Below are 25824 nucleotides of genomic sequence, written 5' to 3' on the forward strand. Positions count from 1 at the left end.
CTGTACGTGCTCGATCAGCACCTGCGCCTGGTGCCCCCTGGTGTACCCGGCGAGCTGTACATCGGTGGTCCGCTGGTGCTCGCCCGCGGCTACGGGAACCGGGTGGCGCTCACCGCGTCCAGGTTCGTGGCCAACCCGTTCCGCGGCGTCGGTGAGCGGATGTATCAGTCCGGCGACGTCGTGTACTGGAATGCGGACGGCGAGCTGGAGTACGTCGGCCGCACCGACTTCCAGGTCAAGATCCGCGGTCTGCGGGTCGAGCTCGGCGAGATCGAGGCGGCGCTGTCGGCGGACTCTCGGGTCGGCCAGGTCGCGGTGGTGGTCAAGACCACCGTCACCGGGGTCGACCGGCTGGTTGCCTACGTGGTGCCGGCGGGCGGATCCGAGGGCCTCGCGGAGGCGGTGGTCGAGGTCGCCGGGCGCGCGCTGCCCGACTACATGGTCCCGTCGGCGGTCGTGGTGCTCGACGAGATCCCGTTGACGCCAAGCGGAAAGCTGGACCGCAAGGCCTTGCCGGACCCCGAGTTCGGCGGCTCCGAGGCGGACCACGTCGACCCGATCGGCGCGACCGAGGAGGCCATCGCCGCGGTCTACGGCGAGCTGCTCGGGCTGGACCGGGTCTCGGCCGCGGACAGCTTCTTCACGCTCGGCGGCGACTCGCTGGTGGCCACAAGGGCCGTCGCACGGGTCAACGCGGCCGCCGGGGCCGCGCTGCGGCTGCGGGACCTGTACGAGGCGCCCACGGTCGCCGAGCTGGCAGCCCGGGTGGATGCAGCCGGCGCATCCGGCGCGCACCGTCCGGCGCTTGCCCCTCGGCCGCGGACCGGCCGGATCCCGCTCTCGTTGGCGCAGCAGCGGATGTGGTTCCTCAACCAGTTCGACACCGCGTCGGCGGTCTACAACGTGCCGATGGCGATCCGGCTGTCCGGCCGGGTCGACCTCGACGCGATGCGCGCCGCGCTCGCCGACGTGCTGGGTCGGCACGAGTCGTTGCGCACGGTGTTCCCGGACAGCGTGGACGGTCCCCACCAGGTGATCGTGGATGCCGACGAGGTCGACATCGAGGTGGACGTCGTCGCGGTCACCGAGGCGGACCTGGCCGAGCAGATGCTCGCCTTCGCCTCGCGTGGCTTCGATGTCACCGCGGAGATCCCGTGGCGGGTCCGGATCTTCGAGATCGGGGCGGCCGAGCACGTGCTGCTGATCTCGACGCATCACATCTCGTCCGACGGCTCCTCGGTGGCGCCGCTCGCGCGCGACCTCGTCACCGCCTACGTCGCGCGCGCCGCAGGCGCCGCGCCGCAATGGGCGCCGCTCGAGGTGCAGTACGCCGACTTCAGCCTCTGGCAACGCGAGGTGCTCGGTGACGAGTCCGACCCGGACTCGGTGCTCGCCAAGCAGATCGGGTTCTGGCGCGACCGTCTTGCCGGCCTTCCCGAACTGCTCGAACTGCCTACCGACCGGGTCCGACCCGCGTCGCCGTCCTACCGCGGCGAGTCCGTCGAGTTCACCGTCGGGGCCGAGCTGCACCGCGGACTGCGCGAGCTGGCCCGCACGCACGACGCCAGCCTCTTCATGGTGGTGCACGCGGCGTTCGCGGTGCTGCTCGAGAGGCTCAGCGGCCAGCAGGACATCGCCATCGGTAGCCCCATCGCCGGTCGCGGCGAGCGGGCACTCGACGACCTCGTCGGCATGTTCGTCAACACACTGGTGCTGCGCACCCGGATCGATCCCGATCAGACGTTCGCCGATCTGCTCGCCGATGTCCGGTCGGACGACGTGGACGCCTTCGGTCACGCCGACATCCCGTTCGAACGGCTCGTCGAGGCGCTCGAGGTGCCCCGGTCCACCGCGCACCAGCCGCTCTTCCAGGTGGCGCTGTCGATGGCGAACACCGAGCGGGCAACCCTCGAGCTGCCCGATCTCGAGGTGGGCGAGCTCGCCGCACCCCTCACCGTCGCCAAGTTCGATCTGCAGCTCAGCCTCGGCGAGAACCCCGACACCGACGGCGCTGCCGCAGGGATCACGGCGGTGCTCGACTACGCAACCGACCTGTTCGATCTCGACACCGCCCGCTCGTTCGCCGAGCGTCTGGTCCGGATACTCGAGGCGGTGGTGGCCGAGCCGACCACGGCCGTCGGCGATATCGGGGTCCTCTCCGCGGCCGAACGCGGCGAGCTGACCACCCCGGCACCGGTGGAGGCGGGCCCCGTCACCCTGGCCGAGCTGCTGACCATGAATGTGCGGCTGCACCCCGACGACATCGCACTGGTCTTCGGCGACGTCGAGTGGTCCTACCGCGAGCTCGACGAGCGTGCCAACCGGCTTGCCCGCGAGCTGATCGCTCGCGGCGCGGCGCCCGACACCGTCGTCGCGTTCGCGTTGCGCCGATCGCTGGAATCGGTGCTCGCGATCTGGGCGATCGCCAAGACCGGCGCCGCCTACATGCCGGTGGACCCGCGCTATCCGGTGGAGCGGATTGCGGAGATGTTCGGCGACGCCGATCCGATTGCCGTGCTCACGATCGGCGAGCACCTCGACCGGCTGCCGGAATCCGTTGCGGCCGTGGTGCTCGATGATCCCGAGACCGTCAGCGCGGTGGCCGCGCGTCACTCCGGCGCGATGACCGAGAGCGACCTGCTCGGCGCGGTACACGTCGACCAGATCGCGTACGTGATCTACACGTCGGGTTCGACCGGTAAGCCGAAGGGCGTGCTGGTGCCGCATCGCGGCCTGTCCACCCTCGCGACCGACATCATCCGGCTATACGAGACGACCCGCGACTCGCGCCAGTTGCACGTGTGTGCGCCGAACTTCGACGCCTCCGTCGGCGAGCTGATCGCCGCGTTCGGCGTGGGCGCGACCCTTGTGGTTGCCCCGGCCGATGTGTTCGGCGGCGAGGAGCTCGCCGAACTGATCGGCAGGCAGGGCGTCACCGGCATGGTGATCACCCCGAACGCGCTGGCCACGGTCGATCCGGCCGGACTGGACTCGCTGCGGACGGTGATCGTCGGAGGTGACGTGTGTACCCCCGAACTGGCAGCGCGCTGGTCGCCTGGGCGCACCTTCCGCAATGCCTACGGCCCCACCGAGACCACCGTCATCGTCACCGCCACGGCTCCGCTGGTGGCCGGGGAGCCGGTGACCATCGGCGCGCCGATGGGCGGCGTGTCCGCATTCGTGCTCGACTCACGCCTGCGGCCCGTGCCGCGCGGGGTGCTGGGCGAGCTCTATCTCGCCGGACCCGACCTGGCCCGTGGCTACCACGACCGGTTCGCGATCACCGCGGATCGGTTCGTGGCGAACCCATACGGCCCTGCGGGCAGCCGGATGTACCGCACCGGTGATGTGGTGCGCTGGGTCGCCCGGGCGAGCGAAGCGACGGGGGATGCCACCGCCGAGCTGGAGTACGTCGGCCGCAGCGACTTCCAGGTGAAGGTCCGCGGCCTGCGCGTCGAGCTCGGCGAGATCGACAGTGTGCTCGGTGCGCACGACAGCGTCGAGTTCGTGGCCACCGTGCCGCACGTGCTGCCGACCGGCACCACCGTGCTGGTCGCCTATGTGCTGCCCGCGGCCGGGCACGACCTGGATCCCACCGCGCTGACCGCGTTCGCGTCCGAGCGGCTGCCGGCGCACATGGTGCCGGGCACCGTCCTCCGGTTGGACGCGATCCCGCTGACGTCCAACGGCAAGCTCGACCGTAAGGGTCTGCCGGAGCCGGTGTTCGAGCAGTCCGGTGAGTTCGTTGCCCCGCGTAATCCGATCGAGGAGGTCGTCGCGGGGGTCTTCGCGGACGTCCTCGGTGTGGACCGGGTGTCGGTGGGGGAGGACTTCTTCGACGCAGGTGGCAACTCGTTGGTCGCGACCCGGGTGATCGCCCGGGTGAATGCGGCGCTCGGAGTCCGGCTTGGTGTGCGCGAGCTGTTCGACGCGCCCACCGTTGCGGCGCTCGCGGTGGCCGCGGCGTCGGCCGCCGGCCGCGACGCCGACCGGCCCGCGCTGGTGGCAGGGCCGCGCCCCGATCGGGTGCCGCTGTCGATGGCGCAGAAGCGGATCTGGTTCCTCAACCAGTTCGACACCGCCTCGGCCGCCTACAACATCCCGCTGGGGGTCCGGCTGACCGGCGACATCGATGTCGCCGCGCTCGAGGCGGCCATGCGCGATGTGCTGGCACGCCACGAGTCGCTGCGCACGGTGTTCCCGTCGGACGGCGACGCTCCCCATCAGGTCATCCGGTCGGTGGAGGACTCCGCGATCGGCCTCGAGCTCGTCCGGACCGCGGAATCGGATCTGATGCCGCGGGCGATCGAGTTCGCCCGCCGCGGCTTCGACGTCAGCGCCGAACTGCCGGTGCGCGCAATGCTGTTCGAGGTGGAGGGCCCCGACGCGCCGACCGCGCGCGACCACGTCCTGATGGTCGTGGTCCATCACATCAGCGCCGACGGCGCGTCGATGGCGCCGCTGGCCCGCGATGTCATGCTCGCCTATGTCGCCCGTTCGCAGGGTCAGGCGCCGCAGTGGGAGCCGCTCGCGGTGCAGTACGCGGACTTCGCGCTCTGGCAGCGGGAGGCACTCGGCGCCGAGACCGATCCCGACTCGGTGATCTCGAACCAGGTGGCCCACTGGCGCGAAATGCTGGACGGGTTGCCCGACCTGCTCGAGCTGCCGACCGACCGGCCGCGCCCCGCCGTGCAGTCGCTCGCAGGCGAACGCCACGAGTTCGCGGTGCCCGCGGAACTGGCGCTGCAGGTGGACCGGCTCGCCCGCGCGAGCGGCGCGACCCCGTTCATGGTGATGCAGGCCGCCTACGCGGTGCTGTTGGCGCACCTGTCCGGTACCGGTGACATCGCGGTGGGGACGGCGGTGGCCGGTCGCGGTGAGGAGGCCCTCGACCCGATCGTGGGCATGTTCGTCAACACGCTGGTGCTGCGGACGCGCGTCGATTCGGGTGCTTCCTTCGAGTCGGTGCTGGAGTCGGTTCGCGAGGGTGACCTGCAGGCGTTCTCGCACGCGGATCTGCCGTTCGAGCGGTTGGTGGAGATCCTCGATCCGCCGCGGTCCACAGCGCATGCGCCGCTGGTGCAGGTCTCGTTCGGGTTCGAGAACATGGACAGTCCGGTCTTCGAGCTGCCCGGGCTCACGGTCGCCGCGATGCCGGCCGACCTCGGGCAGGCGAAGAACGACCTGGAGCTGGCCTTCAGCCGGCACGGCGAGGCAGGCAACGCGGCCGAGCTGCGTGGAACCTTCGTGTACGCGACCGCGCTGTTCGACCGCGCTACGGTCGAGCGGATGGCTCGGCGGTACGTTCGGATTCTCGAGGCCGTGGTCGCTGATCCGTCGGTGGTGGTGGGCGATCTGGATCTGCTCGACGCCGCCGAGCGTGAGCGGATGTTGGTGGAGTTCAACCGGACGCGGGTGCCGGTGGAGTCGACCACGTTGGTGGAGTTGCTGGATCGCTCGGTGTTGCGTAACCCCGACGCGCCGGCGATGACGTTCGAGGACGTGACGCTGTCGTTCGCGGAGTTCGATGCGCGGGTGAATCGTCTTGCGCGGCATTTGATTTCGTTGGGTGTGGGGCCGGAGGATCGGGTGGTCCTGGCGGCGCGGCGCTCGATGGAGATGCTGGTCGGGATGTATGCGGTGATGAAGGCCGGTGGTGCGTATGTGCCGGTGGATCCGGATCAGCCCGCGGACCGGATCGAGCGGGTGCTCGAGCTGGCCAGGCCGGTGTGTGTGCTGACGACCTCGTGGGACGACGCGGCGCTGCCCGAGGGCGCGACCGTCGTCGAGATCGACAGGGTCGACGTGGCGCACCTGGCGGCCACGCCGATCACCGATGCCGAGCGGGTACGCCCGTTGCACCGCGGCAACCCGGCCTACGTGATCTTCACGTCGGGTTCGACCGGTGTGCCGAAGGGCGTGTCGGTCAGCCATGAGGCGATCGTCAACCAGCTCAGCTGGTTTGTCGGCGAGTACGAGATGACTGCTGCGGATGTGGTGATCCAGAAGACGCCGACGGTGTTCGACCCGTCGGTGTGGGAGCTGTTCGTCCCGTTCATCGTCGGCGGACACCTGGTGATCGCCAAGCCCGAGGGGCATCGTGACGCGGAGTACCTGATCGAGCTGTCCCGCCGCCATGGCGCCACGGTGCTCGGCTTCGTGCCGTCCATGCTTGCGGCGTTCCTCGCCGGACCGGAGCTGGCCTTCCCGCCGTCGGTGCGGGCGCTCCAGCTGGCCGGCGAGGCGTTGAGCCCGGAGCTGGCGGCACGCACGATGCGCGCGTCGGACGTGCGGATCAACAACGCGTACGGTCCGGCCGAGACCACGTTGACGTCGGTGCATTACTGGGCGGACGGGTCGGAGACCACCACGATGCCGATCGGCATCCCGGTGTGGAACTCGCAGGCCTACGTCCTCGATGAGCGTCTGCACCCCGTCGCCCCCGGTGTCAGGGGTGAGCTCTATCTGTCGGGCGGTCAGGTCGCACGCGGCTACCACGACCGGCCTGCTCTGACGGCGGAGCGGTTCGTCGCGAACCCGTACTCCGCAGAGCCGGGTGCGGTCATGTACCGCACGGGTGACGTCGCCCGCTGGGGTTCCGACGGTCAGCTGGAATACCTGGGCCGCACGGACTTCCAGGTCAAGCTGCGTGGTCAGCGGATCGAGTTGGGTGAGATCGAGGCGGCACTGCTCGAGCAGCCGTCGGTCGAGCAGGCCGTCGTGGTCGCGGCGGACACCGAACGCGGCAAGCGGCTCGTCGGCTATGTCGTCGGTGCGGGTGTCGAGGCGTCCGCGCTGCAGTCCGTGCTGTCGGCGACGCTGCCCGGCTACATGGTCCCGGATTCGATCGTGGTGCTCGAGGTCATGCCGGTGACCGGGAACGGCAAGCTGGATCGTAAGGCGTTGCCTGCGCCGGACTTCGGTGGCGACGAGCATGCGTATGTGGCGCCGCGGACCCCGGCGGAGGTGGCTCTCGCGGCGGTGTTCGCGGAGGTGCTCGGTGTGGATCGGGTGAGTGTGGAGGAGTCGTTCTTCGCGCTCGGTGGTGACAGCATCATGTCCATCCAGCTGGTGACCCGCGCCAAGGCGGCCGGGCTGTGGCTGACCGCACGGCAGGTCTTCGAGCACCGCACCGTCGCCGCCCTGGCGACCGTGGCCGAGGACGACAGCGCCCGCACCCGGGTGCTCGACGAGCTGCCCGGCGGCGGTGTCGGGGAGTTCCCTGCGACGCCGATCATGGCCGAGTTCGCCGAGCGCGGCGGACTGCTGCGCCGGTTCTCGCAGTCCAACATGGTGACCCTGCCCGCAGGCATCACCGCCGAGGTCCTCGAGGCGACCGTGCAGGCCGTCCTCGACCGCCACGACGCGCTGCGGATGCGCTGGTACGCGGACGGTTCCGGCGGAACCGTGGCGGAACCCGGCGGCCTCGCGGCAGCCGAGGTGATCCGGCGGATCGACCTGGACACGGCCCCCGGCGACGAGGCATACGCGTCATCGATCCGGGCCGAGTTCGAGGCCGCCGCCGACCGGCTCGACCCGGTCGCAGGCGTGGTCGCCCAGTTCGTGTGGTTCGCCCCGGCGGACCAGGCGGCGAACGGGCGCCTGCTCATGGTCGTGCACCACCTGGCGGTGGACGGCGTGTCCTGGCGGATCTTGTTGCCGGACTTCGCGTCCGCGTGGGGTCAGATCCACTCCGGCGCGCAGCCGGAGCTCGCCCCAACGGGCACCTCGCTGCGCCGCTGGGCGCACGGCCTCGTCGAGGCCGCGGCCGGTCGGCGCGGGGAGCTCGCGCACTGGCGCGAGGTGCAGGGCGGCGACGACCCGGTGCTCGGTTCCCGGGCCGTCGACCCCGAGATCGACGTCGTCGAGACCACCAGGACCGTCCGCGTCGAGGCATCCGCCGAGACCACCGAGGCCCTGCTCACCGCGGTGCCGGAGACCTTCCGCGGCTCCGTCAACGACGGGCTGCTGGCCGCGCTGGCGCTGGCGGTGGCACGGTGGCGCGCCGATCGCGGCGTGCAGGCCCGGGCCACCCTGGTCGGGCTCGAGGGCCACGGCCGCGAGGAGGAGACCGTGCCGGGCGCGGACCTGTCCCGCACGGTCGGCTGGTTCACCTCCCTGTTCCCCGTCCGCCTCGACGTGGCCGAGATCGACATCGTGGCCGCCTTCGACGGCGGTGCGTCGACGGTCGAGCTGGTCAAGTCGGTCAAGGAACAGCTGCGCCAGGTTCCCGACAAGGGCATCGGCTACGGACTCCTGCGTCACCTCGACGCAGAGGGATCCGCGGCCCTCGCGGGCGGCAACGCCCCGCAGATCGGCTTCAACTACCTGGGCCGGGCGGGATCCGTCGAGATCACCGACGAGATGCGTTCGTTCGGCTGGGTCCCTGCGGGTGACGACGTCGAGCTCGGCTCCGCACTCGACCCGCGAATGCCGGTGACCGCCCTCGACATCAACGCGGTCGTCCAGCACGTCGATGGCCGCGAACGGCTCACCGCCGCTTGGGCTTTCCCGACCGGGGTGCTGTCGGAGGCCGAGGTCGACGAGCTCGCGCGGCTGTGGGTGGCGGCGCTCGACGCCGTGGCCAGGGCCGTCGACGCGCCCGGCGCGGAGGGGCAGACGCCGTCGGACCTTCCATTGGTGTCGCTCACCCAGCGCCAGATCGACGGCTACCGGCAGCGCTTCCCGGCGCTGCGCGACATCTGGTCGCTGTCGCCGCTGCAGTACGGCATGTACTTCCACGCCAGCCTCGCCGAGGGTGTCGCGGTCGACGTGTACACCGCGCAGATGGTGATGGGGCTGGCAGGCGACGTCGACGCCGAGCGGATGCGCCGGGCCGGCCAGGCCTTGATCGACCGGCACGAGACCTTCCGCACGGCATTCGTCACCGATGACAGCGGTGTGGCGGTACAGGTGCTGCTCGACGGCGCCGAGCTGCCGTTCCAGGTGCTCGACCTGTCGCAGTTCGACCGGGCAGGGCAGGACGCGGAGCGGACCCGGCTGGCCGCCGAGGACCGGGAGCGTCCGTTCGACCTGTCGGCGCCGCCGCTGATGCGGTTCCTGCTGGTGCGCCTGGCGCCCCAGAGGTACGAGCTGATCGTGATGACCCACCACATGGTCACCGACGGCTGGTCCACCCCGCTGATCATCAAGGAACTGCTGTTCCTGTACCTGACCGACGGGGACGCCCGTGCGCTGCCGTCGGCCAGGACCTACCGGGACTACCTGGCCTGGCTCGGCGACCGGGATCTGCCGTCCTCGCGCCGGGTGTGGGCGGACACGCTCGCCGGTGTGGAGGGCTCGACCCTGCTCGTCTCCGGGGATCGGGGCCGCACCCAGACCTCGACGACCGGCCACCACGAACTGGACCTGTCCGTCGAGTCGACCACCCGCGCGACCGCGCTGGCGCGGGAGCTCGGGGTCACCCCGAACACCCTCGTCCAGGTGGCCTGGTCGCTCGTGCTCGCAGGGCTCACCGGCCGCGACGACGTCGTCTTCGGCGCCACCGTCTCGGGCAGGCCGCCCGAGATCGACGGTGTCGAGTCGATGATCGGCCTGTTCATCAACACGCTGCCGGTACGCGCGACGCTGCGGCCGGCCGAGACCGTGGCAGGGCTGCTCGGCCGCATCCAGCGCGAGCAGGCCGACCTGCTCGACCACCATTTCGTGGGCCTGGCCGACATCCAGCGGCAGGCAGGCGATGCCGCGATGTTCGACACCCTTGTGGTGTTCGAGTCGTACCCGGTCGACATGGCGGGCGCGACGTCGGAGACCGACATCGCAGGCATGCGGGTCGCCGGCGTCTCCGGTGTCGACGCCGCGCACTACCCGGTGGCGTTGACGGTCAGCCTCGGCGAGACGCTGCACCTGAAGTTCATGCACGTGACCGAGCTGGTCGACGCGCGGCAGATCGCCGCGCTCGCCGACCGGTTCGTCGGCGTGCTCGACCAGCTGGTTGCCGACCCGTCGGCGCGGGTGGCCGCGCTGGCGGTGACCTCAGCCGAGGAGCGGGCGGTGCTGGCCCCGGTGGCCGGCCTCCCGTCGGTCGCGCAGACGACCCTGCCCGAGCTGTTGACCGCCGCGGCCGCCGACCGGAGCCGGGTGGCCCTTGTGCACGGTGGCGACGGCAGCGAGATGACCTACGGCGAGCTCGACGACCGGTCGAACGCGCTGGCGCGGTTGCTGATCGACCGAGGGGCCGGCCCGGAGACCTTCGTCGCGTACGCGCTGCCGCGGTCGATCGCCGCGCAGGTTGTCGTGTGGGCGATCGCGAAGACCGGCGCGACCTTCGTGCCGCTCGACATCAAGTACCCGGCCGATCGCATCGAGCACATGGTCACCGACTCCGGCGCGCTGGTCGGGATCACCGACCGGGCGCATGTCGACGCCCTGCCCGGCGGGGTGGACTGGCTGCTGCTCGACGACCCGGCCTTCGAGGCCGAGCTCGGCCGGTACCCGTCCACGCCGGTCACCGATGCCGACCGGAGTGCACCGCTGCACACCGGACACGGGGCGTACATGGTGTACACCTCCGGGTCGACCGGCAAGCCGAAGGGCGTGCTCGTCACGCACACCGGCCTGGCGGACTTCGCGCGCCAGCAGCGCGAGCACTACTCGATCACGGCCTCCTCGCGGACCCTGCACTTCGCCTCGCCGAGCTTCGACGGCGCGGTGCTCGAGCTGCTGCTCGCGGTCGGGGCGGGGGCGACCATGGTGATCGTGCCGACCGGCATCGTCGGTGGACAGGAGCTGGCCGACCAGCTGCGGCGGCACCGGGTGACGCACGGCTTCGTGACCACTGCGGCGCTGGGCACCGTCGACCCGACCGGTCTGGACGAGTTCACCAATGTCGCGGTCGGCGGCGAGGCGGTGTCCGCCGAGCTGATCGCCAAGTGGGCGCCGGGCCGCAACCTGTTCGACGTCTACGGCCCGACCGAGACGTCGATGGTCATCACCATGAGCCGGCCCACCGTTCCTGGGGAGCGGATCACCATCGGCGGCCCGATCCGGGGTGCCGATGCCCTGGTCCTCGACTCCATGCTCCGGCCGGTACCCGTTGGCGTGTCCGGCGAGCTCTACTTCGCCGGACCGGCCCTGGCCCGCGGCTACCACAACCGGTTCGATCTGACTGCGGATCGCTTCGTGGCCAACCCCTTTGGATCGGCCGGCTCGCGGATGTACCGCACCGGCGACGTGGTCCGTTGGGTCGACGGGCACGGTCCCGACTCCGGCAATGCCGGCGGACTCGAGATCGAGTACGTCGGGCGCAGCGACTTCCAGCTGAAGATCCGCGGCTTCCGCATCGAGCTCGGCGAGATCGACGGTGTGCTGTCCGCGCACCCCGCAGTCGACACGGCCGTGACCCTGGGCCGCACCGGTCCGTCCGGGGCGACGCTGCTCGTCGCGTATGTGGTGCCGGCCCCCGGTCGGAGCGTCGATGCCGGCGAGCTCACCGCGCACGTCGGCCAGAGCCTGCCCACCCACATGGTCCCGGCCGCGGTGGTGGTGCTGGACGCGATCCCGTTGACCGTCAACGGCAAGGTCGATCGCAGGGCGCTTCCCGACCCGGACTTCGGGTCGGCCGTCGAGGATCACGTGGCGCCCTCGACGGAGACCGAGCGGGTGCTCGCCGAGCTGTTCGCGGAGGTGCTCGGCGTCGAGCGCGTCGGTGTCACCGATTCGTTCTTCGAGCTGGGCGGCGACTCGATCGTCTCCATCCAGCTGGTGGCCCGCGCCAAGGCGGCCGGACTGCGGCTGCGCACCCGTGATGTGTTCGAGCACCGGACGGTCGCGGCGCTGGCGCAGGTCGTCGCCCCGATCGCCGACGGTGCCGCGGAGACCCTCGCCGAGCTGCCGGGAGGCGGCGTCGGCGACATGCCGCTGACCCCGATCATGCGGTGGATGACCGAACGCCAGGGCGGCCACGACCGGCTGCTCATGCCCGCCTACCTGGCCCTGCCCGCAGGCATCGACCGGGCGGGGCTCGTGGCCACCCTTTCCGCGGTCGTGCAGCGGCACGACATGCTGCGTGCGGCCATCCCGCCGGTCGAGGGCGAGCCGATCCTGCGGGTCGCCCCAGAGGTCGACGTCGACGGACTGCTCACACGGGTGGAGTTCGGTCCGGACGCGCTGCCCGGCACCGCCGGGTTCGATGCGTTGGCCGGGCCGGCGCTGGAATCCGCGGCCGCCGAGCTGAACCTGACCACGGGCGACGTCGCCCGGTACGTCTGGTTCGACCCGGCCCCCGGCACCGACGCGGTCGGCCGCCTGCTGCTCGTCGTGCACCACCTGGTGGTCGACGGTGTGTCCTGGCGGTTGCTGGTCGGGGACCTGTTCACCGCCTGGCAGGCGATCGCGGCCGGTGACGCGCCCGAGCCTGCCCCGGTCGCGACCTCCATGCGGCGCTGGGCGCATGCCCTCGCCGAGGAGGCCGTCCGCCCGGCCCGCGAGGCCGAGCTGGACCACTGGACCGCCGTGGTCGAGGCCGAGGATCCGCTCCTGACCGAGCGGCCCCTCGACCCGAGCCGTGACCTGTTCGCCGACATCGCGGAGGTGAGTGTCGAGCTCACCCCCGAGACCACCGACGCCCTGCTCACCGCCGTGCCCGCGGCGGTACGGGGCGGGGTCGACGACGGCCTGCTGACCGTGCTGGCCCTCGCCGTCGTGGCGTGGCGCGAGCGGCGCGGAGTGGCGGGCAGCTCGGCGCTGATCAAGCTCGAGGGTCACGGCCGTGAGGAGGACGTGGTCCCGGGTGCCGACCTGTCGCGCACCGTCGGCTGGTTCACCAGCATGTACCCCGTGCGGCTCGACCTCCACGACATCGACGCGGCGGCGGCACTGGCCGGCGGCGCGGCCGTCGGTGACGCGCTCAAGTCGGTCAAGGAGCAGCTGCGGGCGGTGCCGGAGAAGGGCATCGGCTACGGCTTGCTGCGGTACCTGAACCCGCGCACGGCCCCGGCGCTGGCCGGGCACCCGTTGCCGCAGATCGGCTTCAACTACCTGGGCCGCATGGGCGGCGGCGAGGAGCAGGCGGTGGGGACCCCGGTCGGCTGGCTGCCTGCCCCGGCAGGCGAGCTGTCGGTCTCGGCGGCTCCCGATCCGGACCTGCCTGCCGCCGCGGCGATCGACATCAACGCCGAGGTCAGCGGTGACCGGCTGACGGCCCGATTCGCCTTCCCGCAGGGTCTGCTCACGCGGGACGAGGTGGACGAGTTCGCGCAGCTGTGGGCGCGTGCGGCCCAGGCCGTGGTCGCATGGGCGGTCCCGGCCGAGGGGCAGCGCCGGCAGGTGTTCACCCCGTCGGACCTGCCGTTGGTGCGGATCGGCCAGGCCGAGATCGACCGGCTCGAGCGCCGCTACCCGTCGCTCGAGGACGTGTGGTCCCTGACCCCGCTGCAGCAGGGCATGGTCTTCCACGCCACCCTGGCGGAGAGCTCGACCTCGCTCGACGTCTACACCTCGCAGGTGGTCGTCAACCTCGGCGGCATCGTCGACGCGGACCGGATGCGGGCCGCCGCGCAGGCGCTGGTGGACCGGCACCCGAACCTGCGGGCCGGGTTCGTCCACGACGAGGACGGCAACCCGCTGCAGGTCGTCGTTGGCCGTGCCGAGGTCGCCTTCCGGTCGATCGACGTGGCCGGGCTGCCGGAGGCCGAGGCCGCCGAGCGGCTGCGACGCGTCCGCGCGGATGACCGCAATGCGCGGTTCGATCTGGCGGCACCCCCGCTGGTGCGGCTGTCGTTGGTGCACACCGCCGCCGACCGGTACGAGCTGGTGCTCACCACCCACCACCTGCTGGTGGACGGGTGGTCGATGCCGCTGATCTTCCGGGACCTGGTGGCGCTGTACGCAACCCGCGGCGACGCCTCCGCGTTCCCGCCCGCGCGCTCCTACCGGGAGTTCCTGGCGTGGCTCGGGGCACAGGATGCGGAGGCCTCCCTCGATGCCTGGACGCGGTCGTTGGCTGGCACCGAGGATCCGACGCTGCTCGCACCGGAGGACCGGGGCCGCGAGCAGTCGTCGATGCCCGAGGTGCTGACGCTCGACCTGGACGGCGGGCGCACCGGCGCGCTCGAGTCCCTCGCACGGGACCTCGGCGTCACCCTCAACACGGTGGTGCAGGCGGCGTGGGGTCTGGTGCTCTCGCGTCTGGTCGGCCGTGACGACGTCGTGTTCGGTGCCACGGTCTCGGGTCGCCCGGCCGCGTTGCCGGGCGTCGAGTCGATGGTCGGCATGTTCATCAACACGCTGCCCGTCCGGGTGCGGCTCGACCGCGGCGAGACGCTGCGCGAGCTGCTGTCGCGGGTGCAGCTGGAGCAGTCCGAGTTGCTCGAGCACCATCACGTTGGCCTGCCGGAGATCCAGCAGCGGGCGGGTGCCGGTGCCGTGTTCGACACGATCACGGTGTTCGAGTCGTACCCGGTGGACGCGACGTCGGCCGGGGGCGACGGCGACATCGACGGTATGCGGTTGCTCGGGGTCGAGGGCGTGGACGCGAACACCTTCCCGCTCTCGCTGTACATCGAGCAGGGCGAGAAGCTGGAGATCCAGGCCAAGTACCTGCCGGACGTGTTCGGGCGGGAGCAGATGCAGTCGGTGATCGACCGCATCGATCGCGTGCTCGCGCGCCTGGTGGACGCCCCGGAGAGCACGGTCGCCCAGCTGGAGGTCCTCTCCGGCGCCGAGTTGGCCCGGCTCGACGAGCTCAACGCCACCGATCACGAGATCCCGGCGGCGACGCTGGCCGATCTCTTCGATGTCCAGGTGGCGCGGACGCCGGATGCGGTGGCGCTGGTGTTCGAGGGCCAGGAGCTGACGTATGCGGAGTTCGATGCGCGGGCGAATCGGTTGGCCCGTCACCTGATTGAGATGGGTGTCGGCCCGGAATCGATGGTGGGGCTTGGTATCCGGCGTTCGCTGGATCTGATGATCGGTATGTACGCGATCGTCAAGGCGGGTGGCGCGTATGTGCCGATCGATCCGGATCATCCGGCGGACCGCACGAACTATGTGCTCGAGACGGCGGCGCCGGTGTGTGTGCTGACCACGTCGCGGGATCGGTTCGAGGTGGACGGGCGTTTCGACATGCTCGAGATCGACCGTCTGGATGTGTCCGGCCATGCGGCGACTCCGGTCACCGATGCGGACCGGCAGGCGCCGCTGCATCTGGACAACTCGGCGTATGTGATGTTCACGTCGGGTTCGACGGGTAAGCCGAAGGGCGTGGTGGTCACGCATCGGGCGATCGTCAACCAGTTGGTGTGGAAGCAGTCCGAGTACGGGCTGGGCGCCGATGATGTGGTGTTGCAGCAGATCGCGATGACGTTCGATGTCTCGGTGTGGGAGTTCTTCTGGGCCTTGCAGAACGGTGCTCGCCTGGTGATCGCCAAGCCGGACGGTCACAAGGACCCGTCGTACCTTGCGGAGGTCATCGCCGAACACGGTGTTACCACGGCGACGTTCGTGCCGTCCCCGCTTGGTGTGTTCGTCGCGGTCGCCGACGCGGCGTCGTTGCGGACGCTCAAGCGGGCGTTCGTGATCGGTGAGGCGTTGCCGCCGGAGACGGCGGCACGGTGGCGTGAGCTGACCGACGCCGGCCTGCACAACATGTACGGGCCGACGGAGGCGGCGGTGTCGGTGACGAACTGGGAGGCGCGTGCGGAGGACACGGTCACGACGCCGATCGGGTTGCCGCAGTGGAATGTCCAGGTGCATGTGTTGGATGCAGGTTTGCGGCCGACTCCGGCGGGGGTGGCGGGCGAGTTGTACTTGGCGGGCCCGCAGTTGGCGCGTGGGTATCTGACGCGGCCCGGGATCACGTCGGATCGGTTCGTGGCGAACCCGTACGGTGCTGCGGGTGAGCGGATGTACCGGACGGGTGACCTGGTGCGGCGTCGTGGGGATGGGGTGCTCGAGTACATCGGGCGTACCGATTTCCAGGTGAAGCTGCGCGGTCAGCGCATCGAGCTCGAGGAGATCGAGTCGGCGGTGCTCGGACACACCTCGGTGTTGCAGACCGCGGTGCTGGTCGTGCAGGACGAGCGCACGGGTGACCAGCTGGTCGCGTATGTGGTTCCCGAGGACGGTCGAGAGGTCGACGGCGAGGAGCTCAAGCGCTTCGTCGGCGGCGCGCTGCCCGCCTACATGGTGCCGAACGCCGTGGTCGTGCTCGACGAGTTCCCGCTGAACGCCAGCGGCAAGCTCGACCGCAAGCAGTTGCCGGTGCCGGAGTTCGCCGACGCGGGCGAGTACCGGGCGCCGAGCACTGCCACCGAGGCCACCGTCGCGGGGGTGCTCGCGGAGGTGCTCGGCCTGGAGCGGGTGTCGGTGGACGCGTCCTTCTTCGACCTGGGCGGTAACTCGCTGACCGCGACCCGGGTGATGGCGCGGCTCGCCGAGGAACTCGGGGTCACGGTGCCGCTGCGGGCGGTGTTCATGGATCCGACGGCGGCAGGCATCGCCGCGGCGATCGAGGGTGACGCCGATGGTGCGGCCGGTGAGGCGGGCATGTTCGACGTGCTGCTGCCGATCCGCACCGCCGGGGACCGGCCGCCGGTGTTCGTGGTGCACCCCGTGCTCGGGCTCTCGTGGGCGTACTCGGCGTTGTCGTCGGTGCTCGACCCGCGGATTCCGATCTATGGCCTGCAGTCGCCGGCGGCGTCCGGGGACACCGCGCTGCCGGGCTCGATCGAGGAGATCGCGGATCGGTACGTGACGGAGATCCGGTCGGTGCAGCCGGAGGGACCGTACCGGCTGGTCGGCTGGTCGCTCGGCGGCGTGATCGCACACGCGATGGCGGTGCGGTTGCAGGCCGACGGTCAGCAGGTGGAGCGGCTCGTGATGCTCGACAGCTTCGCCGGCGACGCCGCCGATCAGCTCGGCGAGCAGGCGGTGACCGCGGAGGAGATCCTCGGTGGCTTCGGTATCGCGGGCGCGGCAGAGCTGGATCCTGAGGCGGCGTCGATCGATGAGGTGCTGGCGTTGTTGCGGGAGTCGACGGGTGGGCCGCTGTCCGCGGTGTCCGAGGACTGGCTGCGGCAGATGGTTGCGTCGGCGACGAACTCGATCGAGTTGATGCACCGGTATGTGCCGCCGACCGTCGACGGGGACATGGTGTTGTTCACCGCGGCGCACGGCCGAGAGGACGATTCCGTCGCGGCGCGCTCCTGGGCGGGTGCGGTGTCCGGTTCGGTTCGGCACAGGTCGGTGCACACCACGCACTGGGCCATGCTCTCGCCCGAGGCGCTCTCGGAGATCGGCCCGGTCCTGCGGGAACTGATGTCGGGCCCCGTCGAGTAGCCCGTGTGTCCCGCGTCACACCACTTCCGTCAGGTGTGACGCGGGCCGACGACGGGATTCGAGCCTGTTCGACGGTTCACGTAAGGTTCTGAGGGCGGCGAAACGTGTGGGGATTTCTGTCCGTGACGGTTCGCCGACGTTTAAACCGAGTGAAACGTCACGGAGGACCTGTTGTCTGCTGCGGATCTGACACGATCGATCTCCGCTCTCGCCTCCGATCGTCCGGACACCGTTGTCGTGTCGGTGGACGGTATGTCGGTGACGTACCGGGAGCTCGACGAGCGGCTGCAGCTGCTGGCGGGGGCCCTTTCCGATCGCGGCATGGATGCCGATGCGATCGTGTCCGTGGTCCTCACCGGTCTGGTTCCGACGATCGTAGCGGCCGAGGGCGGCATCGGTGGCGTGCTCGACAGGATCCACGCCGACGCCTCCACCCTCGACCTTCCCGAGGAAGCCGCCGCCCTGCCCGCCGACGGATGGCCGTTGGTCTCGGCCGTCGCGTTGTGGCAGGAGTGGGTCGAGCGCGATCCCGAGGCGATCGCCGTCGTCGAGGACGGCCGCCCGACCACCCGTGGCGAGCTCAACCGCAGGGCCAACCAGTTGGCGCGGGAACTCGTGTCTCGGGGTGTGCGACCCGATGATGTCGTCTCGCTGATCGTTCCCCGATCACTCGAGTGGATCGTCGGCATGCTCGCGGCGTGGAAGCTCGGCGCCGCCTACTCGCCGCTCGATCCCGCGTGGGCCATCGAGCGGACCGAGGGGCTCATCGAGGCGAGTGGGGCGAGGGCGGTGGTCGCGCTGAGCAGTTGGCCCGCGCTGGCCGAGGCTCCGTTCGAGGTGACGGTCCTCGACGATCCCGACACCGCGGCGCGCATGGAGGCGCACGAGGCGGCGGATCCGGATCGGGACCCGTGGACGGACGACGACGCGGGTATGCGGCTGGCCTATGTCATCTCGACGTCGGGATCGACCGGCCGTCCGAAGCCGACGTTGGTGCCGATGCGCGGTGTGTCCAACACCTTCCAGGCCTACCGCCGCATGCTGGACTTCGGTGCGGGCACCGGCGTCCTGATGGCGAACTCGCCGCTGTTCGACCTGACCCAGAAGAACATCTGGGTCGCGCTCGCGTACGGCGGCGTGCTGCACCTGTCGGAGGACGGCTTCGACCCGCAGCCGATCCTGCGTCAGATCGGTACGGGGGACGTCCAGATCGCCAACATGGCGCCGAGCGCCTTCGAGGTGCTAGCCGATCTCGACACCGAGGGCGTGCTGACCAACCTGGGTGCCGTGATCCTCGGCGGTGAGCAGATCCGGCCCGCCGCGTACAGCGGGTTGATCGGCTCCGGGACGCGGATGGTCAACAGCTACGGTCCGACCGAGGCCTCCGACGTCACGTCGATCTATGAGCTGGACCTCTCCGCGCCGGACGCCGAACAGGGCCAGATCCCGATCGGTACCGCGTGGGAGGGAGTGGAGTATCACGTCCTCGACGGCCGACTGCGGCCGGTTCCCGCGGGTATCACGGGTGAGCTCTACATCGGTGGCAATGCGGTCGGCCGCGGCTACGGGGGCATGACAGCACTGACCGCCTCGCGATTCATCGCGAGCCCGTTCGGAACCGACGGCGCCAGGCTGTATCGGACCGGCGACCTGGTGCGCGAGCGCAGCGACGGCGAGCTGGTGTTCCTGGGGCGCAGTGACTTCCAGGTCAAGATCCGCGGTCTCCGCATCGAGCTCGGTGAGATCGAATCCGCGCTGGTCGCCAATCCCGACGTCCTGCAGTCCATCGTCGTAGTGCACGACGACAACCGGGTGCAGCGGCTCGTCGGGTACGTGACCGCGGCCGCGGGCACGACGATCGACACCGATCAGGTGCTGGCCGACCTGGGTCGGACCCTGCCGGCGTACATGGTCCCCGACCTGCTGCTGGTACTGGACGAGATGCCGCTCAACACGAGCGGGAAGATCGACAGGAAGGCACTGCCGCGCCCGCGGTTCGAGTCGCATTCCGATCACTACCGGGAGCCGTCTACCCCGGCCGAGATCGTGGTGGCGCAGATCTTCGGCGAGATCCTCGGCATCGAGCGGGTCGGCGCTGACGATTCGTTCTTCGAGATCGGTGGCAACTCGCTGTCGGCGGCCCGGGTGGTGGCGCGGGCCAACGCGGCACTCGGCTCGGACGTGAACCTGCGCGAGGTGTTCGACGCGCCGACCGTGGCCGGGCTGGCCGCGCTCGCGGCCGCTGGGGCGGGGACCGGTCGTCGTCGGCCGGAACTCGTGGCGCAGCCGCGACCCGAGCGGACCCCGTTGTCGCTGGCCCAGTCTCGGATGTGGTTCATCAACCAGTTCGACACCACGTCGCCCGCGTACAACCTGCCACTCGGCATCCGGTTGACCGGAGCGCTCGACACCGAGGCCCTTGCGGCCGCGGTGACGAGTGTGCTCGAGCGGCACGAGTCGCTGCGCACCGTGTTCCCGGACGACGGGGACGGTCCGCACCAGGTGGTGTTGCCCGCCGACGGCCTCGACATCGATCTGACCCCGGTCCAGGTCCGTGACGATGCCGACCTGATGGCGACCCTCGCGGAGCTCGCGTCGCAGGGCTTCGACGTGACCGTCGAGATCCCGGTCCGGCCGCGCCTGTTCCGGTTGGCCGAGAACGAGCACGTGCTGCTGTTCCTGGTGCATCACATCTCCTCCGACGGCGCGTCGATGGCGCCGCTGGCGAGGGACATCGTCGTCGCGTATTCGAGCTGGGTCAGCGGTGAGCGCCCCGAGTGGGCGCCGCTCGAGGTCCAGTACGCGGACTTCGCGATGTGGCAGCGCGAGCTGCTCGGCGTCGAGGACGATCCGGAGTCGCTGCTGGCGCGCCAGGTCGGCTACTGGGTCGACGAGCTCGCCGGGATCCCCGAGGTGCTGCCGCTGCCGACCGATCGCCCGCGTCCAGCGGTCATCTCCATGGAGGGCGCACGGGTCGAGTTCGAGATCGGCCAGGATCTGCACGGCCGGTTGCTCGAGCTGGCGCGCGAGCACGAGGCGACGCTGTTCACCGCCGTGCACGCCGCGTTCGCCGTGCTCCTCTCGAAGCTGTCCGGCACGGACGACATCGTCCTCGGTACGCCGACCGCGGGTCGCGGCGAGCGTGAACTCGACGACCTCGTCGGCATGTTCGTCAACACCCTGGCGTTGCGGACCGTGGTCGACCCGGCGAAGTCGTTCGTTGAGATGTTGCGCAGCACAAGGGAATCGGACATCGGTGCGCTCGCGCACGCGGACGTGCCGTTCGAGCGCCTGGTGGAACTCCTCGCTCCCGAGCGGTCGACCGCGCACTCGCCGATCTTCCAGGTTGTCATCGCGCTGGAGAACACCGAGGCCGCGGTCCTCGAACTGCCCGACCTCGTGGTCGGCGAGGTCGACCCCGGCGTGACCTTCGCGAAGTTCGACCTGCAGCTCTCGCTGGGCGAGAAGGCCGATCGGTCGGGGATGACCGGCACCCTGGTCTACGCGACCGACCTGTTCGACGAATCGAGCGTGCGCACCCTCGGGGAGCGGTTCGTGCGCTTGCTCGAGGCGGTCACCGCTGATCCATTGGTTCCGGTCGGCAACGTGGAGATCACCAGCCCGGACGAGCGGCGGGCCCTCACTCCCGTGCACGGCGCGGATTCCGCGGCCCCGGTGTCGCTGGCGGACCTGCTGACCTCCGGAACCGCGGATCGCGGTGCGCCTGCCCTGGTCTCCGGTGACCGCGTGGTGTCCTACGGGGAGCTCGACGATCGATCGAGCGCCCTTGCCCGGGTGTTGATCTCGCACGGAGCAGGCCCCGAGACCTTCGTGGCGCTCTCGCTGGCGCGGTCGATCGAGTCGGCGGTCGCGGTATGGGCCGTCGCGAAGACCGGCGCGGCGTTCGTGCCGATCGACCCCGCCTATCCCGCCGACCGGATCGAGCACATGGCCTCGGACTCGGGGGCGACGCTCGGCCTGACCACGGCGGGGGCACTCTCCGGACTGCCGACCGGCGTGCGCTGGCTGGCCATGGACGATCCTGGCTTCCTTGCGGACTGGAACGCCGAGCGCACGGATCCGATCCTCGACGCCGAGCGCACCACTGGTGCGCACGTGGACAACCCGGCGTTCATGGTCTACACCTCGGGATCCACCGGGCTGCCCAAGGGCGTCGCGGTCACGCACACCGGCCTGGTCAACATCGTCGCCGAGCACCGGGAGAAGTTCGGCGTGCAGGCCACGTCCCGGGTGTTGCACTTCGCATCGCCGAGCTTCGACGGCGCGGTGTGGGAACTGCTGATGGCCTCGGTCGCGGGCGCGGCCGCCGTCATCGTGGCACCGGGCATCTACGGCGGCGACGAGCTGCGCGAAGTGATGCTCGAGCAGCGGGTCACGCACGGTTACACCGGACCCGCCGCGTTGAACACCGTCGATCCCACCGGCCTGGTGGACCTGGAGTCGATCTCCGTCGCCGGTGAGGCGGTCAGTCCGGAGCTGGTGTCCAAATGGGCGCCCACCTATCCCTTCCGGAACCTGTACGGCCCCACCGAGACCACCATGATCGCGACCATCTCGGAACCGATGGTCGCAGGCGCGCGCGTCACCATCGGTGGCCCGATCCGCGGGGTGTCCGCGGTGGTCCTCGACGGGCGACTGCGCCCCGTCCCCTTCGGCGTGACGGGCGAGCTCTATCTCGCGGGTCCGGCGCTGGCCCGCGGTTATCACGGCCGTTTCGACCTGACCGCGGCCCGGTTCGTGGCCGACATGTCCGGTGGGGCGGGTGCCCGGATGTACCGCACCGGTGACCTCGTCCGCTGGGTCGACCGGTCCGCAACGGGGGACCGGTCCCGGCTCGAGATCGAGTACCTGGGGCGCAGTGACTTCCAGCTCAAGGTGCGTGGCTTCCGGATCGAGCTCGGTGAGATCGACGGCGCACTGGCGGCGCACGATTCCGTCGACATCGCGTACACGATCGGCCGGGAGGGGCCTGCCGGCGGCACCGTGCTGGTGTCCTACGTCGTGCCCGTCCCCGGTGTCGAGCCAACAGACCGCGAGCTGACCGAGTTCGTGTCCCGTTCGCTTGCGCCGCACATGGTGCCCTCGGCGATCGTGGTGATCGATGAGCTGCCCGTGACGATCAACGGCAAGGTGGACCGGAAGGCGCTGCCGGAACCGGACTTCGGTTCGTCCGCGGACTCGTATGTCGCTCCGTCGAACGCGATGGAGGAACTGCTGGCCGGTCTGTTCGCCGAGGTTCTCGGCGTCGACCGGGTCAGCGTTGCCGACTCGTTCTTCGCGCTCGGCGGCGACAGCATCGTCTCGATCCAGCTGGTGTCCCGGGCCAAGGCCGCGGGCGTGCTGATCAAGGCCAGGGATGTCTTCGAACGCAAGACCGTCACCGGTCTGGCACAGGTCGCGACGACGGTCGCCGAGGCGGGCGTCCCGGTGCTGGAGGAGCTTGCAGGCGGCGGTGTCGGTGACATGCCGCTGCTGCCGGTGGCGCGCTGGGCGCTGGAGAACGGCGCGGGCTCGCGCTTCTCCCAGGCGGTGTTGCTGACGGCGCCGCTCGGACTCGACCGCGACACCCTGGCGGCGACGGTGCAGGCGGTGCTGGACCAGCATCCGATGCTGCGGTCGGTGCTGGCCTCTGCGGACGGGGGCGCACCCGTGCTGCGCACCCGCGAGGTCGGCACGGTAGACGCGAAAGCGGTGATCGACCGGATCGAGTTCGATTCCGAGAACGCCCCCGGCAGTGCGGGATTCGAGCGGATCGCGGCGGCGGCACTGGACGCGGCCGCGGACCGACTCGACCCCGCCACCGGTGCGATGGTGCAGGTCGTCTGGTTCGATCCGGCGCCGCAGCTCGGTGACGCGAACGGACGCCTGCTCCTGGTGCTGCACCACCTCGTGGTGGACGGCGTGTCCTGGCGCCTGTTGGTGCCCGCCCTCGCCTCGGCCTGGGGCCAGATCGTCGCGGGCGGTACGCCGAGCTTCGAGCCCGAGATCACCTCGATGCGGCGGTGGGCACACGCCCTCGCCGACGAGGCACGTTCGGACTCGCGAGTGGCCGAACTCGGTTACTGGCGTGAGGTTCTCGCGACGCCGGAGGCGCCGATCGGGTCGCGGCCGCTCGACGCGCAGCTCGACACCGTGGCGACAAGGGGACAGGTGTCTCTCGAGTTGCCCGCCTCGGTGACCGACGGACTGCTCACCGGGGTGCCCACCCGATTCCGGGGCGGTGCCCAGGACGGCCTGCTCGCGGCCCTCGCAGTCGCCGTCGCCGCATGGCGGCGAGCCCGCGGCGGAAGCGGCGCGGGGGAGTCCTCGACCCTGATCACCCTGGAGGGACACGGCCGCGAGGACCAGGTGGCGCCGGGCGCCGATCTCTCGCGGACCGTCGGCTGGTTCACCAGCGTGTACCCCGTTCGGCTCGACCTCGGTGGGGCCGACCTCGATGAGGCGCTTGCGGGCGGGGCGTCGGCGGGCACGGCGGTCAAGGCCGTCAAGGAGCAGCTGCTGGCGGTGCCGGACAACGGCATCGGGTACGGCCTGTTGCGGTACCTCAACCCCGAGACCGGCGCGGAGCTGAGCTCAGGGGCGGTTCCGCAGATCAGCTTCAACTACCTCGGCAGGTTCGGGACCGGGGAGCTCACCGACGAGATCCGTGAGCTCGGCTGGATCCCGGTCACCGACGGCGGCGAGCTCGGTGGTGCGGCCGATCCGGCCATGGCACCCGAGTCCGCGTTGGAGATCAACGCGTCGGTGCTGCCCGGCGGCGGCCTGTCGGCCACCCTGTCGTACGCAACCGGCGTGCTCACCGCGGCGGAGGTCGAGGAGTTCGCCGGCCTCTGGCGCACCGCGATGACCGCCATCAGCGAGCACACACGCACCGAGGCGGCCGGCGGCCTGACCCCGTCCGACCTGCCGCTGGTGTCGCTCACGCAGGACCAGATCGAGCTGTTCGAGTCCCGGTACCCGAGCGTCGAGGACCTCTGGTCCCTGTCCCCGCTGCAGCACGGCCTCCTGTTCCATGCGCTGCTCACCGAGGGCATGCCGGACGTGGTGGACGTCTACACCGCGCAGTTCGTGCTCGACCTGGCCGGATCGGTCGATGCCGATCGGCTGCGTCGCGCAGCCGACCGGCTCCTGGTCAGGAACCCGAACCTGCGCTCGGTGTTCCTCGTCGACGAGGCCGTGGGATCGGTCCAGGTCGTGGTCGGCGACACGCGGGTCCCGCTCACCGTGCACGATCTCAGCGGCCTCGACGAGGAGTCGATGGCGGCCGAGCGGCAGCGGATCCTCGACGCGGACCGGGCGACCGGCTTCGACATGGCGACACCGCCGCTGGTCCGGCTGACCCTGCTGGCAGTGGCGGCCGATCGCTGGCAGCTCGTGTTCACCAACCACCACGTGATCCTCGACGGCTGGTCCACCCCGCTGGTCATCCGTGAGCTGATGGCGCTCTACGCCATGGACGGCGACGATTCGGTGTTGCCCCGGGCCAGGGACTACAAGGACTACCTGCAGTGGCTGGCCGGGCAGGACCGCGCGCAGTCGCTCGAGACCTGGCGCACGGCGCTTGCCGTTGCGGACGACCCGACCCTGTTGGCGCCCGCGGTACAGGGCGTCAACCACGCCGCGGTGCCCGGCAAGGTGGAGGGCTCGCTCTCCGCCGAGGAGACCGCGGGCGCCGAGGCGCTCGCGGCCGAGCTCGGTGTCACGCTCAACACGCTGGTGCAGACGGCCTGGGGTGTCGTGCTCGGCATGCTCAGCGGCCGGGGCACCGTCGTGTTCGGTGCCACCGTGTCCGGCAGGCCGTCGGACCTGTCCGGGGTCGAGTCGATGGCCGGACTGTTCATCAACACGATTCCCGTTGCCGTGCGGCTCGATCCGCGCGAGGCCGTTCGTGACCTGCTGGCCCGCCTGCAGTCCGAGCAGGCAGGCCTGCTCGACCACCACTTCCTCGGCCTCACCGACATCCACCGCGCGGCAGGCGACGCCGCGCTCTTCGACACCGCCGTGATCTACGAGTCCTATCCGGTCGACACCTCCGGAGTGGGCGGCGACGTCGACATCGCGGGCATGCGGTTGATGGGTGTGGAATCCGCTGCCGCGAGCCACTTCCCGCTCTCGATCGTGGCCGCGCCGGTCGACGGCCGTCTGCACCTCGCCGCCGAGTTCCAGCACGAGGCCTTCGACGAGGCGACCGTCGCCGGTCATCTCGATCGCACGATCCGGGTGCTGCGGGAGTTCGTGGCGCGTCCGGAGGCGAACGTCGGCTCGCTGCGGCTCATCACCGACGACGAGCTACAGCTGCTCGACTCGTACAACCGCACCGAACTCACCCGCACCTCCGAGACGTTGCTCGAGCGCATCGACGCGCGCGTCGCGCAGGATCCGGGCGCCCCGGCGGTGGTCGAGGCGGGCGTGACGGTCAACCGCGGTGAACTGGATCGGCGCGCGAACCTGCTTGCGCACGAGTTGATCGCGCTCGGCGTCGGGATCGACGACGTGGTGGCACTG

General features: G+C 70.6%; 2 protein-coding genes. Both read left to right on the forward strand.

Annotation, left to right across the window (positions count from 1 at the left end):
- Window positions 1-6: 6 nt before the first annotated feature.
- The gene (locus tag BR31_RS29910; protein ID WP_269321363.1) at window positions 7-17298 is read left to right on the forward strand and encodes an amino acid adenylation domain-containing protein; all 17292 of its coding nucleotides are present in this window, start codon (window positions 7-9) and stop codon (window positions 17296-17298) included.
- 171 nt (window positions 17299-17469) lie between these two features.
- The coding region (locus BR31_RS0124180; protein WP_156042603.1) for a non-ribosomal peptide synthetase at window positions 17470-25824 on the forward strand (8355 nt) is incomplete at its 3' end.

Origin of the sequence: Rhodococcus sp. UNC363MFTsu5.1 (assembly GCF_000686785.1) — a bacterium.
Taxonomy (GTDB): Bacteria; Actinomycetota; Actinomycetes; order Mycobacteriales; family Mycobacteriaceae; genus Rhodococcus_G; species Rhodococcus_G maanshanensis.